The sequence below is a fragment of the Bacteroides mediterraneensis genome, assembly GCF_025993685.1.
In the GTDB taxonomy this organism is placed as follows: Bacteria; Bacteroidota; Bacteroidia; order Bacteroidales; family Bacteroidaceae; genus Phocaeicola; species Phocaeicola mediterraneensis_A.
Genome location: NZ_DAJPEN010000001.1, coordinates 1,937,721 through 1,951,453 on the forward strand (window position 1 = coordinate 1,937,721; position 13,733 = coordinate 1,951,453).

The 13,733-nt window shown below is 51.1% G+C and carries 12 protein-coding genes; 7 read left to right on the forward strand and 5 right to left on the reverse strand.

The window, feature by feature from the left end:
* Positions 1-30: 30 nt before the first annotated feature.
* The gene (locus tag OIM59_RS08235; RefSeq protein WP_299171548.1) at positions 31-402 is read right to left on the reverse strand and encodes a DUF3127 domain-containing protein; all 372 of its coding nucleotides are present in this window, start codon (positions 400-402) and stop codon (positions 31-33) included.
* Positions 403-578: 176 nt separating this feature from the next.
* On the opposite strand from OIM59_RS08235, the gene dnaN reads away from it, so the two are divergent.
* The 7 genes from dnaN to OIM59_RS08270 are packed head-to-tail and all read left to right on the forward strand — an operon-like array spanning position 579 to position 8,854.
* A complete protein-coding gene (gene dnaN, locus OIM59_RS08240; protein WP_299171551.1) occupies positions 579-1,703 on the forward strand; it encodes a DNA polymerase III subunit beta in 1,125 nt (374 codons plus the stop codon).
* A gap of 27 nt (positions 1,704-1,730) precedes the next feature.
* A complete protein-coding gene (locus OIM59_RS08245) occupies positions 1,731-2,507 on the forward strand; it encodes a 3'-5' exonuclease (RefSeq protein WP_072542678.1) in 777 nt (258 codons plus the stop codon).
* A 12-nt stretch (positions 2,508-2,519) separates the two neighbouring features.
* Entirely contained in the window at positions 2,520-3,725 is a 1,206-nt protein-coding gene (gene coaBC / locus OIM59_RS08250; protein ID WP_299171556.1) for a bifunctional phosphopantothenoylcysteine decarboxylase/phosphopantothenate--cysteine ligase CoaBC, read from the forward strand.
* Between the two features lie 6 nt (positions 3,726-3,731).
* Positions 3,732-5,399, forward strand: a complete 1,668-nt coding sequence (gene recN / locus OIM59_RS08255) for a DNA repair protein RecN (protein ID WP_299171559.1) — start codon at positions 3,732-3,734, stop codon at positions 5,397-5,399.
* Between the two features lie 17 nt (positions 5,400-5,416).
* Positions 5,417-6,166, forward strand: a complete 750-nt coding sequence (rlmB, locus tag OIM59_RS08260) for a 23S rRNA (guanosine(2251)-2'-O)-methyltransferase RlmB (RefSeq protein ID WP_072542681.1) — start codon at positions 5,417-5,419, stop codon at positions 6,164-6,166.
* Between the two features lie 22 nt (positions 6,167-6,188).
* The gene (locus tag OIM59_RS08265; RefSeq protein WP_303896105.1) at positions 6,189-7,898 is read left to right on the forward strand and encodes a tetratricopeptide repeat protein; all 1,710 of its coding nucleotides are present in this window, start codon (positions 6,189-6,191) and stop codon (positions 7,896-7,898) included.
* A 5-nt stretch (positions 7,899-7,903) separates the two neighbouring features.
* A complete protein-coding gene (locus tag OIM59_RS08270; RefSeq protein ID WP_303896108.1) occupies positions 7,904-8,854 on the forward strand; it encodes a nitronate monooxygenase family protein in 951 nt (316 codons plus the stop codon).
* Positions 8,855-9,234: 380 nt separating this feature from the next.
* On the opposite strand, the gene OIM59_RS08275 is transcribed toward OIM59_RS08270, so the two are convergent.
* The 4 genes from OIM59_RS08275 to OIM59_RS08290 are packed head-to-tail and all read right to left on the reverse strand — an operon-like array spanning position 9,235 to position 13,681.
* The gene (locus OIM59_RS08275) at positions 9,235-10,686 is read right to left on the reverse strand and encodes an ATP-binding cassette domain-containing protein (RefSeq protein WP_303896111.1); all 1,452 of its coding nucleotides are present in this window, start codon (positions 10,684-10,686) and stop codon (positions 9,235-9,237) included.
* Positions 10,687-10,727: 41 nt separating this feature from the next.
* The gene (gene pulA / locus OIM59_RS08280) at positions 10,728-12,797 is read right to left on the reverse strand and encodes a type I pullulanase (protein WP_303896114.1); all 2,070 of its coding nucleotides are present in this window, start codon (positions 12,795-12,797) and stop codon (positions 10,728-10,730) included.
* A 12-nt stretch (positions 12,798-12,809) separates the two neighbouring features.
* Positions 12,810-13,379, reverse strand: a complete 570-nt coding sequence (ruvC, locus tag OIM59_RS08285; protein WP_303896116.1) for a crossover junction endodeoxyribonuclease RuvC — start codon at positions 13,377-13,379, stop codon at positions 12,810-12,812.
* A complete protein-coding gene (locus OIM59_RS08290) occupies positions 13,376-13,681 on the reverse strand; it encodes a DUF4286 family protein (protein ID WP_299171582.1) in 306 nt (101 codons plus the stop codon). The genes ruvC and OIM59_RS08290 overlap by 4 nt, the downstream gene beginning before the upstream one ends.
* Between the last annotated feature and the right edge of the window lie 52 nt (positions 13,682-13,733).

Below are 13,733 nucleotides of genomic sequence, written 5' to 3' on the forward strand. Positions count from 1 at the left end.
AGGGACTTTTCTTTTACCTTTTATCCTTTCTCAAAACGGCAGGTCGTCTTTCTCATCTGTAGCAGAGAAATCGGCCGGAGCCGCATTCACCGGTGGGAAAGGAGCTTCCGTTGGAGGCATCTGAGGAGCTGCACCTACCCGTTCCACTTTCCAGGCACGGATACTGTTGAACCAGCGCCCCTGCCACTCACGGGCATCAATATCGAAAGACACATTCAGTTCCTCTCCTATCTGAATATTAAACTGTTTGATTTTGTCATCTCCAAAGACATCAAAGCACATACGACGCGGATACTGATCGTGTGTTTCAATGACATATTCTTGAACTTTCCACTCATTTCCGTTGCGTGAAGTACCACCTTTCGGCTCCAAAACTGCAATCACTCTTCCTGCTAATTCCATAAATATTATTTTTAAATTCGGTGACGAAATTACGACTTTCCACAGAAGAAAACTAATTTTTAAGACCTTTTTTTATGGGCTGTATGTAATCTTTTCGTAACTTTGGCAATTGGTTTAAGGCATCCAAGGATGCTTTCGGAGAACAAGAACAAAATAAAAATAAATATAAAAGAACTATGAAGTTTATCGTTTCAAGCACTGCTTTATTCAGCCATCTGCAGGCTATCAGCCGAGTGATTAATTCAAGAAATTCCTTACCGATTCTGGACTGTTTTCTTTTCGAACTGAGAGACGGTACGCTCTTCATGACGGCATCCGACAACGACACAACCCTGTCGACCTCCATCGAAGTGAACGAATCGGACAGCGACGATCGGTTTGCCGTTTCTTCCAAGACTTTGCTGGAAGCACTGAAAGAAATCCCTGAACAGCCGTTGAGTTTTCACATAGAAACCAGAAACAGGGAAATCACCGTCGAATATCAGAACGGCAAATACAGCCTGATGGGACAGAATGCCGACGAATACCCGGATGCACAGGAGCTGGGTAGCAATGCCGTGCAGGTAACCATGGGGGCTGATGTCCTGATGAACGGGGTAAACCGCAGCCTGTTTGCCACGGCCGACGATGAACTTCGTCCGGTGATGAACGGTATTTATTTCGACATCAGCACAGAAGACATCACGCTCGTAGCCAGCGACGGACACAAATTGGTACGTTGCAAGACGTATGCGGCTCACGGAGCTGAGAAAGCGGCTTTCATCCTGCCGAAAAAACCGGCCAACCTGCTGAAAGGCTTGCTGCCGAAAGAGCAGGGCGACGTACAAATCGGTTTCGACGACCGCAACGCAATGTTCACCCTGGAGAACTATCAGATGGTATGCCGCCTGATTGAAGGACGTTACCCGAACTACAACTCGGTAATTCCGCAGAACAACCCGCACCGCGCCATCATCGACCGTACCCTGTTCATCAGTGCCCTGCGCCGTGTGTCTGTGTTCTCTTCGCAGTCCAGCAGCTTGATCAAGCTGAGTCTGTCGGGAAACCAGATGAAGATTTCCGCACAGGACATCGACTTCTCGACTTCGGCCGAAGAAACCATCGTATGCCAGTATGACGGCAATCCGATGAGCATCGGTTTCAAGTCATCGTTCCTGATTGACATCCTGAACAATATTTCTGCACAAAATATCATCATCGAACTGGCCGACCCGTCACGCGCAGGGGTCATCGTGCCGGAAGAACAGGAAGAAAACGAAGACCTGCTGATGCTGCTGATGCCGATGATGCTGAATGACTGATTATTCATTTGTACACATAACTTACTCATGAAACTGAACTTGAAAAATCCGCTCGTGTTCTTCGACCTGGAGACCACGGGCACCAATATCAATACAGACCGTATCGTTGAAATCTGTTACCTGAAAGTATATCCCAACGGAAATGAGGAGGCCAAAACGCTCCGTATCAATCCGGAGATGCACATTCCGGAAGCATCGACTGCCATCCATGGCATTCACGACGAGGACGTGGCCGACTGCCCGACTTTCAAGGAGGTGGCAAAGGACATCGCCAAAGACATTGAAGGAGCCGACATTGCCGGATTCAATTCCAACCGTTTCGATGTGCCCGTACTGGTGGAAGAATTTCTGCGGGCAGGTATCGACATCGACCTGACCAAACGGAAATTCATCGACGTTCAGGTTATCTATCACAAGTTGGAACAGCGCACACTTTCGGCTGCCTATAAGTTCTATTGCGGCAAGAACCTGGAAGATGCACATACGGCCGAAGCCGACACACGGGCTACGTATGAAGTGCTGAAGGCACAGCTCGACCATTATCCGGATGTGTTGGAAAACGACATCAATTTCCTGTCGGATTATTCCAGCTACAGCAAGAACGTGGACTTTGCCGGAAGAATTATCTATGACGACAAGGGAGTGGAGATTTTCAACTTTGGAAAATACAAAGGAATTCCTGTGGCTGAAGTGCTCAAGAAAGACATGGGCTACTATGGCTGGATTATGAACGGAGATTTCACACTGAATACGAAGAACGTACTGACCAAGATTCGCCTGCGCGAAACAGGGCTGGTCAAGTAAAGGGAATTGTGCATGAATACACTACAAGGCAAGAAAATCGTACTGGGCATCACGGGCAGCATTGCGGCTTACAAGGCAGCGGTACTGACACGGGCACTGATCAAGAAGGGGGCGGAGGTGCAGATTGTCATCACCCCCGCAGGAAAGGAATTTATCACTCCTATCACCCTCTCGGCTCTGACCAGCAAGCCGGTCATCAGCGAGTTTTTCTCACAGCGCGACGGCACGTGGCACAGTCACGTGGACTTGGGACTATGGGCCGATGCCATGGTCATCGCTCCGGCTACGGCTTCCACTATCGGCAAGATGGCACACGGAATAGCCGACAACATGCTGGTCACCACCTACCTGTCGATGAAAGCACCGGTATTCGTGGCTCCGGCCATGGACCTGGACATGTTTGCCCATCCTTCCACCCAGCATAATCTGGATATTCTGCGCAGCTACGGCAACCACATCATCGAACCGGCTTCGGGCGAACTGGCCAGCCATTTGGTAGGAAAAGGACGCATGGAGGAACCGGAGAAGATTGTGGAAGTATTGGAAGAGTTTTTCGCCCGACAGCAGGACTTGGCCGGACGGAAGATTGTCATCACGGCGGGTCCTACGTACGAGAAGATTGATCCGGTACGCTTTATCGGCAATTATTCTTCCGGGAAAATGGGATATGCCCTGGCCGAAGCCTGCGCCGCACGAGGGGCCGAAGTCACATTGGTAAGCGGCCCTGTTACCCTGCATACCGTCCATCCGCACATTCACCGCATAGACGTGGAAAGTGCGACGGAAATGCATCAGGCCGCAGCCGAAGCTTTCAAGGAGGCCGATGCCGGAATCCTCTGTGCCGCCGTGGCCGATTTTACCCCGGAACAGGTAGCCGCACAGAAAATCAAGCGGGAAAAAGACGACCTGGTGTTGCGGTTGAAGCCGACGTGCGACATCGCCGCCTCGCTCGGAAAAGAGAAACGTCCGGGACAGGTGCTGGTGGGATTTGCCTTGGAGACCTGCGATGAAGTAAGTCATGCCCAGGACAAACTGGCCCGGAAAAACTTCGATTTCATCGTACTGAATTCGTTGAATGACAAAGGGGCCGGATTCCGCTGTGACACCAACAAAATCACGATTATCGACCGTTCGGAAGCTGTTTCTTATCCGCTGAAAAGCAAGAAGGAAGTAGCCGAAGACATTGTAGACAAACTTTCGAGTCTGTTTCATTCCTAAATTGCCATGTTACAGTCTATTTTCATACAAAACTATGCGCTGATTGACAAACTGGACATCAGCTTCACTTCCGGATTTTCGGTCATTACCGGGGAAACCGGAGCGGGTAAGTCCATCATCTTGGGGGCCATCGGACTTCTGCTGGGTCAGCGAGCCGATGTGAAAGCCATCAAGAAAGGGGCTTCGAAGTGCATTGTGGAAGCGACTTTCCGGATTGCCAACTATGGCATGGAACCGTTTTTCCAAGAGAACGACATCGAATACGAACCGGACGAATGTATCCTGCGCCGTGAAGTGTCGGCCAACGGAAAAAGCCGGGCATTCATCAATGATACTCCTGCCTCACTTGCACAGATGAAGGTGCTAGGCGAAAAACTGATTGACGTACACAGCCAGCACCAGAACCTGTTGCTGAACAAAGAAGGTTTCCAGCTGAACATCTTGGACATTCTGGCACAGGACGAGGCACAGCTTTCGACCTATCAGGCCGTCTATCAGTCGTATAAGAAAGTAGTGAAGGAACTGGAGGATTTCATCGCACAGGCTGAAAAGAGCCGACAGGACGAAGACTATATCCGTTTCCAACTGGAGCAACTGGAGGAGGCCGGACTGAAGGAAAACGAACAAACGGACCTGGAGCAGGAAGCGGAAACGCTGAGCCATGCCGAAGACATCAAGGCCGGACTTTACAAGGCCAGCCAACTGATTAACGGTGAGGAAGGAGGTACGGTATCGCTCACCAAGGAATGTATGCAGACGCTTCAGGGACTGACTCAGGTATATGCCCCGGCACGGGAATGGATGGAAAGACTGAACAGCTGCTACATCGAACTGAAAGACCTTGCCCGCGAGATTGGCAATGCGGAAGAAGAAGTGGAATTCAACCCTTCGCGTCTGGATTTCGTGAACGAACGGTTGAACCTGATTTATTCCTTGCAGCAGAAGCATCACGTACAAACGGTAGAGGAACTGCTGGAACTGACGGAAAACTACCGCCATCAGCTGAATGCCATCACTTCTTTCGACGACCGGATTGCAGAACTGGAAGGACAAAAGAAAAAACTCTACACAGAGGTACTGAAGCAAGCCGGTTTGCTGACTGAGCTCCGTACGCAATCGGCCCGCCACATCGAATCGCAGATGGAATCTCTGCTTATCCCGCTGGGAATGCCCAACGTGCGGTTTGCCGTGGAACTGACGGCCCGAAAGGAACCAGACTGCAAGGGGATGGACAGCGTGACTTTCCTCTTCTCGGCCAACAAAAACGGAACGCTGCAGAATGTGGCTTCCATCGCGTCGGGCGGTGAGATTGCCCGCGTGATGCTCTCACTCAAGGCCATGATTGCGGGAGCTGTCAAACTTCCTACCATCATCTTCGATGAGATTGACACGGGTGTTTCGGGCTCCATCGCAGAGAAGATGGCCCTCATCATGCAGGACATGGGACGACAGAACCGGCAGGTTATCAGCATCACGCATCTTCCTCAGATTGCAGCCCGCGGCATCGCGCACTACAAGGTGTACAAGGAAGACACCGAGACCGGGACAAACAGCCACATCCGACGGTTGTCGGACGAGGAACGGGTGCAGGAAATCGCCCACATGCTCAGCGGCAGTACGCTTACAGAAGCTGCCGTACAGAATGCACGTGCCCTGCTAGGCTTTAACTCATAACAAGAAACTACAAGACCATGATAGAAAAGAACGAAATGATTTTCGGCGTACGCGCCGTCATCGAGGCTATCCAGGCCGGAAAAGAGATTGACAAGGTATTAATCAAAAAGGATATCCAGAGTGATTTGTCGAAGGAGCTCTTCGCAGTATTGAAAGATACCTTTATCCCCGTACAACGGGTGCCGGTGGAACGCATCAACCGCATCACCAAGAAGAATCACCAAGGCGTAGTGGCTTTCATCTCACCCATCACTTACCAGCGCACGGAGGACATCGTACCCTTCCTGTTCGAACAGGGGAAGAATCCGTTACTTATCCTGTTGGATGGACTGACGGATGTGCGCAACTTCGGAGCCATTGCCCGCACGTGTGAATGTGCCGGAGTAGATGCCATCATCATTCCCTCCAAGAACAGTGTCAGCGTAAATGCGGATGCCATCAAGACTTCGGCAGGTGCCCTGCACACAATCCCTGTCTGTCGAGAAAATAACATTACAAATACCATCAAATTTCTGAAAGACAGCGGATTCAAGATTGTAGCGGCCACGGAGAAAGGGGATTATGATTACACCAAGGCCGACTACAAGAGTCCGACCTGCATCATCATGGGGGCGGAAGATACGGGTGTGCCTTATGACCACTTGGCTCTTTGCGACGAATGGATTAAAATTCCTTTGTTCGGAAACATCGAATCACTGAACGTATCCGTAGCAGCGGGTATCCTGATTTACGAAGCCGTGAAACAAAGAGGATTCGGAGAAGAATAAAACAATAAAACATACAACTACCATGAAAATAAGTAAATTTACTCTTATTCTGACGTGCTGCGGAATGGCTTTCCAGATGGGATTCTCCCAAGAACTTCCCAAATGGGCAAACAAAGCCCGGAAAGCGGTATTTTCCGTTGTCACGTATGACAAAGACAACCAGATTCTCAATACCGGCAACGGATTCTTTATCGACGAAAATGGAACAGCTGTTTCAGATTATACCTTATTTAAAGGAGCCGAACGTGCCGTTGTAGTCACCGCCGAAGGCAAAGAGCTTCCGGTAGAATACATTCTGGGAGCCAACGACATGTACGACGTAGTGAAGTTCAAGACGACTCTCGACAAAAAGGCAGAAGCCTTGCAACCGACCTCACGTCCGGGAACGGTGAACGAGACTGTGTACGTGCTACCCTACTCCACACAGAAAGCGGCAACGGGTACGCACGGCACCATTGCCAAGATTGATACCATCAGCAACAACTCTTTCTATTACACCCTGAACATGAAAACGGGTGACAAGACAGTCAGCTGCCCAGTGATGAACGCGGAAGGAGAAGTGATAGGATTGATACAGAAAAACAGCGACAAGGAAAGCACTTCGAGCTATGCCATCGGCATCGGATATGCCAAGAGTCTTTCCATCAGTGCCCTGTCGGCCAACGACTTCGCCCTGAATGCCATTGGCATCCGGAAAGGGCTGCCGGAAGACGAGTCTCAGGCGCTGGTGTATGTGTACATGGCTTCATCTAACCTGACCCGCGATGAATACCTGAACCTGCTGAACGAATTCATCCAGCAGTTTCCGAAAAACAGCGAAGGTTATTCCCGCCGGGCTACCTGCTACATCGGCTATGGAGACGACTCCCACTATGCACTGGCCGAAAAGGATTTGGAAGCCATGGTGGAAGCTTCAGACAACAAAGGAGATGCCTACTACAACCGCTCCAAACTATTATATAATTACGTGCTGGGATTACAGGGTGCCAAACCTTACGGCGACTGGACACTGGAACGGGCACTGAAGGAAATCAATACGGCCCTTGAGAACGACAAGCAAGGATTGTATTACCAGCTGCAGGGAGACATTTATTTTGCCATGCAGAAATATCCGGAAGCTTTCACCAGCTACGAAGAAGTAAACCGCACTCCGCTGGCTTCGGCTGCTACCTTCTATGCGGCAGCCAAAACGAAGGAACTGATTGAGGGTGCTTCCAAGAAAGAAGCCATTGCCTTGATGGACAGTGCCGTGGCAAAATACAACCCACCCTACGGCAAGGAAGCTGCCCCCTACCTCTACGAACGTGGACGCATGAAAGCGGAAGACAACCAGTTCCGTGAAGCGGTAACAGACTATAACCTTTTCCAGGAAGCCATGATGGGACAGGTTTCCGCTGAGTTCTATTTCATCCGCGAACAGGCTGAGATGCAATGCCGCATGTATCAGCAGGCAATCAATGATATCAACCAGGCCATCGAAATGGAACCGAAGAATGCGGAATATTGGGTAGAAAAGGGAGGCATCCATCTCCGCGTCAACCAGCTGAATGAAGCCATCGAAGCCCTGAACAAGGCCATTGAACTGGATGCGCAGAATTCTGCCGCTTACCGTATGCTCGGCTACTGCCAGCTACAGCAGAACAAAAAGAAAGAAGGGTTGGCCAACTTGGAGAAGGCTGTCAAATTGGGTGACACCGTAGCCAAGAGCCTGCTGGAAAAATATAATAAATAATCGTTATGAACAACAGAGTCTGTCACCTTTTCGGTATCCGCTACCCTATCATTCAAGGAGGAATGGTGTGGTGCAGCGGCTGGCGACTGGCCTCAGCCGTCAGCAATGCAGGTGGACTGGGGTTACTTGGAGCTGGTTCCATGCATCCGGAAACCCTGCGCGAACACATCCGCAAGTGCAAGGCAGCTACCGACAAGCCGTTCGGTGTCAATGTGCCGCTGATGTATCCTGAGATTGAAACCCTTATGAACATTATCCAGGAAGAAGAAGTGAAAATCGTGTTTACCTCTGCCGGTAACCCGAAAACATGGACTCCCAAACTTCAACAGGCAGGCATCAAGGTAGCCCATGTAGTATCCTCCAGCCGTTTCGCCATGAAATGTGAAGAAGCCGGAGTGGATGCTATTGTAGCCGAAGGATTCGAAGCCGGCGGACACAACGGACGGGAAGAGACTACTACTTTCTGCCTGATTCCGGCAGTGAAGAAAGTATGCACCGTTCCCCTCATTGCCGCAGGAGGCATCGTGTCGGGGGAAGGTATCCTGGCTGCGGAAGCCTTGGGCGCAGAAGGTGTACAAATGGGTACCCGCTTCGCCCTGACGGAAGAAAGTTCAGCCCACTTCACCTTCAAGGACCGGTGCCTGCGACTGAACGAAGGGGATACCCAACTGACCCTCAAACAGCTTTCTCCCACCCGTCTGGTCAAGAACGACTTCTACAAGCAGGTGGAAGAAGCCGAACAAAAAGGAGCTTCTGCCGATGAAATGAGGGCTTTATTAGGCAAAGGCCGGGCTAAGAAAGGTATCTTTGAAGGAGATATCTATGAAGGAGAGCTGGAAATCGGACAAGCCGCCTCACAGATTCACCAGTTGCAGACGGTAGATGAAGTGATGACGGAACTGATAGAAGATTACCGTAAGGCCCTCCGCCAACTGCAGGACAAGCAAGGCTGGTAAGCAGATAGGGCGCTAATAGAAACAAGGCCAACCAAAACACTCAGCCCCCCGCCTGCAAGCCTCAGTCATAAGAGATCTCCAAGTATTTGAAGACGCAGCATATTGGAAACAAATACACCTCAGAAATTTGAAGAGGTGTCAAGAACTTCCGGATTTGAGGACGTATTTACAAAGGAATCCCCTTATTTTTCTCTTTCTCCCTCACAAAAAGAAAAGTAGAAAAATAAGGGGATTCTTATATTATCTCACTTATGAATCACCGGAGCATTCCTCCTGAGAAACACCTAGGGGTTGTTCCTCACGGTTAATCCCCGTCAGAAAGCCTTATGGGAGAGATGCTGGGAGTTTCTCGCGACTGGTGACTAGGGGGATTTCACTTCCTACTTATTCCGCTTCAGAAACAACGAATTGGTAATGGTAGACGGAAGTTCCTCCTGATAGTGCGTCACCATGATCAAGGTCTTGTCCTTCCGGCCACAGAAAGCCTCGATAACATCCTTCACCAACCGGCGGTTACGCATATCCAAACCGTGCAAAGGCTCGTCCAGAATCAGCAGTTCTGGGTCTTTGACAAACGCACGAGCCAACAGCACCATACGCTGTTCCCCACTGGAGAGCTGGAGGAAACTGCGGTCTTTCAAGTCGGCAATACCAAAGATGTCCATCCACCACACGCACGTCTCCACATCCTTTGCCTGTGTCTTACGATACAAACCGATGGAATCGTGCAAACCGCTGGCCACGATGTCAATGGCCGGAAGGTTCTTCAAATAAGCACGGTGCATTTCCGGACTCACATAACCGATGTGCTTCTTGATTTCCCAAATACTCTCACCACTTCCCCGTTTGCGTCCGAACAACGCAATGTCACATGCATAACTCTGCGGATTATCGGCACAAATCAAGCTCAGCAACGTAGACTTTCCGGCCCCGTTCTCTCCACTGAGCGCCCATTTCTCTCCGCACTTCACCGTCCAGTCGAGGTCTTTCAGAATGACCCGTTCCCCGTATCGGATGCTTACCTTATTCAAGTCTACAATATGCTCCGTATGATACAGGTTCTCGGCATACGGCAAATCCAATATCCGCTGCCGCTTCTCATCAGACAACACATGTGCCGGAGCCGGTTCCCGGTGAGCCAGGTATTCCTGTAACGTGATTTTCGGTCCACAGTGACGGTCTTCCACCGGTATCACGTGCGTAATGAACGTCGGGATATCGTCCGTCTTCGACAAGACCAGAATCACCTGCAAATCCGTCATCTCCGTCAGCTTGCCCAGCAACGTATGCAACAGTCCGCGTGTCCGGGCATCCAGACCGATGAAAGGATTGTCCATAATCAACACCCGCGGACCGCTCAGCAACGTCTTGGTCAGCTGGAACTTGCGGAGTTCTCCACTGGAAAGCAGGATAATGTGCTTGCTGAGCATCTCCTCTATGCCAAACAAGTCATAGAGTGTCTTCCGGAGCTGCTCGTCCTTGCACTCCGGCAGCAAATCGGCCACGATGGGCGTATCGTCCAAGTCGTGCGAGTTCCATCGCTGCTGGTAATAATAATTCCCGTCGGCATCCCCATACGAATCGCGGAAGGTGATGTATTTGATGTTGTCACAAGCCATTTTGGATTCTGAAGGAGAGAAATCATACTTCACCTCGTTCATCAACAACGGATAACGGCCTGTGATGGTATCCACCAACAAGCTCTTTCCCGCCCCATTCGGTCCCACAATGGCCACATGCTCTCCCGCAGCAATCTGCAGGTTGATAGGTTCCCTCATCCGATAGAGCGGATGACGTGTCACCCCGTTCTCAATTGTAATTACATTCTGCATTGTCTTTTTTAGTTTTATAATTGTTTCTATGTCGTTGTTTCTTACTGATGCACAATCATGGCCGTGCGGGGAGCCACCGTGAGCACATTGCCCGTCAGCGTACCCAGTCCCAGCACATTGTCCACGCGCCCGTCGCGGCAGGCTATCCAATAACGTCCTTCGGGCACATTAATCTGTACCGGTTCCGTACGTGCGTTGAGCACCACCACCGTATTCAGCCACGAATCACCCGCAGGACTTCCCTTGATACGGAAAGCCACCACATTGCTGGCTGGTGTCGGCAAGAACTCCAGGTGCTTGGCAATCAGCGAAGCATCACCCATACGGAACGAAGGATGTGCCTTGCGCATGGCAATCAGTCCGCGCACGTAATCAAAGAAATCATGATGTGAAGTCTTTCTCCGCCAGTCAATGGCATTGACGGCATCCGGACTCTTGTAAGAATTGGCTACGCCCTGCTTGTCGCGCAGAATCTCATCCCCCGCATACCAGAACGGAATGCCCTGCGACGTGAATACTGCCGTAGCCGCCAGCTTGGCCAATGCATTCATCTCCTGCTCCGAAAGTCCCGGCAAGGTCGTCTTCAGCCGGTCGGCCAGACAGAGATCATCGTGACAGCTCACGTAACTGATGAGCTGGTCGGGCTGCGCAGCCCAGAAATGAAGTTCCTTCTCCGCCTTCACCGTAGCCAATGAATCTTCCATCAGACTGTCAGTCGGGACCGGAGGCTGCACAGACGCAGTCGCATGCTTCTCCACCAGTTGCGGATGAGCAATTCCCCCTGCCAGTCCGAATTTCACGCCCGCCGCATGCCCCATACGACCGATAACGAACGCCCCTTTGGCATTATCGTCCCACGGACCACGCAACGCATCGCGCATCTCGTCACAGAACATGCCGATGTGCGGAAGCCGCTGCGCATTCTTCTTCATGGCCAGCAGACTGTCCGGCAGCTGCGGACGACCGGCCGCCCAACCTTCTCCATAAATATAAATTGTAGGATCAATCCGGTCGAGCGCCTGGCGGATTTCGTTCATTGTTTTGATATCATGAATCCCCATCAGGTCGAAGCGGAAACCGTCGATATGATATTCCTTAGCCCAATAGCAGACCGACTCAATCATGAAACGCCTCATCATCGGACGCTCGCTGGCCGTCTCATTGCCGCAACCCGAAGCATTGGCCCATTTTCCATTGGCATCCGTGCGGTAGAAATACCCGGGCACCGTACGTTCAAAATTACTTCCCTTCGTAATCGCAGTATGGTTGTACACCACGTCCATCACCACCCGGATACCCGCCCGATGAAGGGCCATCACCATCTGCTTGAATTCCCGGATACGTACGTCCGGTTTGTAAGGGTCGGTGGCATACGAACCTTCCGGCACGTTATAGTTTTTCGGGTCATAACCCCAGTTGTACTGCGGCTTGTCGAGCTTCGTCTCGTCCACCGACGAGAAGTCGAACGACGGCAACAGCTGTACGTGAGTCACCCCCAGTTCCTTCAGATGGTCGAGTCCCGTTTTCTCCCCCAGATAAGTCTTTGTACCCTCTTCCGTGAGTGCCAGGAACTTCCCCCGGTTATGAATACCCGCCACCGTATCGATGGAGAAATCCCGATGGTGCAATTCATAAATGATGATATCCGAAAAACGCTTCAACGGCGGACGCTTGTCTTCGTTCCACCCCTTCGGGTTCGTCGCACCCCAGTCGATGATGGCTGCCCGGTCGCCGTTCACCCCCACCGCCTTGGCCAGCAGTCCGGGAGTATCTCCCTGCCATACGTCGTCAATCTTCACATTGAACGTATAGAACTTCCCTTTCAGGTCTTCGTCCACCCGGGCCTGCCACATCCCGTCGGATGCCGGCTCCATCTTCACCATCCGGTAGGCCGAGCCTCCCTGCCCTTTCTCATAGAGCAACACCCGCACCTCCTGTGCCGTAGGGGCCCAAAGCGAAAACTTCGTGACGGAAGGGGCATACACCATTTCCTCCCATTCACCGTTGTACACCGGATATTTGTCAAACGTCGTCTGTGCATCCTGGTGCGAGGATGTACATCCCGCTGCCACTGTCATCATTGACATTACGACAAGATGCTTCAGTTTCATACTTCTTTTCTCCTATTTTTTTATGCGTTCCGGATTCTTGGCAATAAAATCCTTCCAACTGGAATACGTTTTCGGCATTTCCGGACGTCCCATCTGCAAATAATGACAATAGGCCGCTCCCAACGCATCGGTGGCATCCATAAAAGGTCCCATCTCCGAATCGGGAATGTGCAACATCCGTTTCAACATGTCGGCCACCTGCTCCTTGCTGGCCTGCCCGTTGCCGGTGATGGCCATCTTGATTTTCAGCGGCGCATACTCCGCCACCGGAATGTCGCGCATCAAAGCCGCCACGATGGCCACCCCCTGCGCCCGTCCCAGTTTCAGCATGGACTGTACGTTCTTTCCGAAAAACGGCGCCTCGATGGCCAGTTCATCAGGCAGGTACGAGGAAATGATGCCCTGCACCCGCTCGTAGATGTGCTTCAGTTTCAGGTAAGGGTCACCGCATTTGCGCAAGTCGATAACCCCCAAGGTCATCACCTGCGGTTTCACCCCCGTCACCTTCAGCACCCCATAGCCCATGATGTTCGTACCTGGGTCGATGCCGAGAATAATCTTTTCCTTGACCGGCTGAATCACTTTATCACCTCCATCAATGTAGGGAATCCGATGACCTTATCCTTGAACACCTTCATCATCTCGGCATTCAGTGCCGCTCCCTGTTTCACATGCCAGTGGTGCAGCATAGCACTGTCTTCCACCTCCCACTGCAGCGAGAAACATTCACTGTCCTGCTCCTTATGGCTCAGGATGCGCAGGATACGGGGATTCTTCAGCTCACCCGACTTCTCCACTTCCGGAATATAACATTCATTCAACCAGATGATAAAATTACGGGCATCGCCCATCTCCACATGAAATGTAGTATTGTAAATCAGCATATCTCTTTCTGTTTTAGATAATTGACAAAGTTATAAAATCTCACTGAAAAAG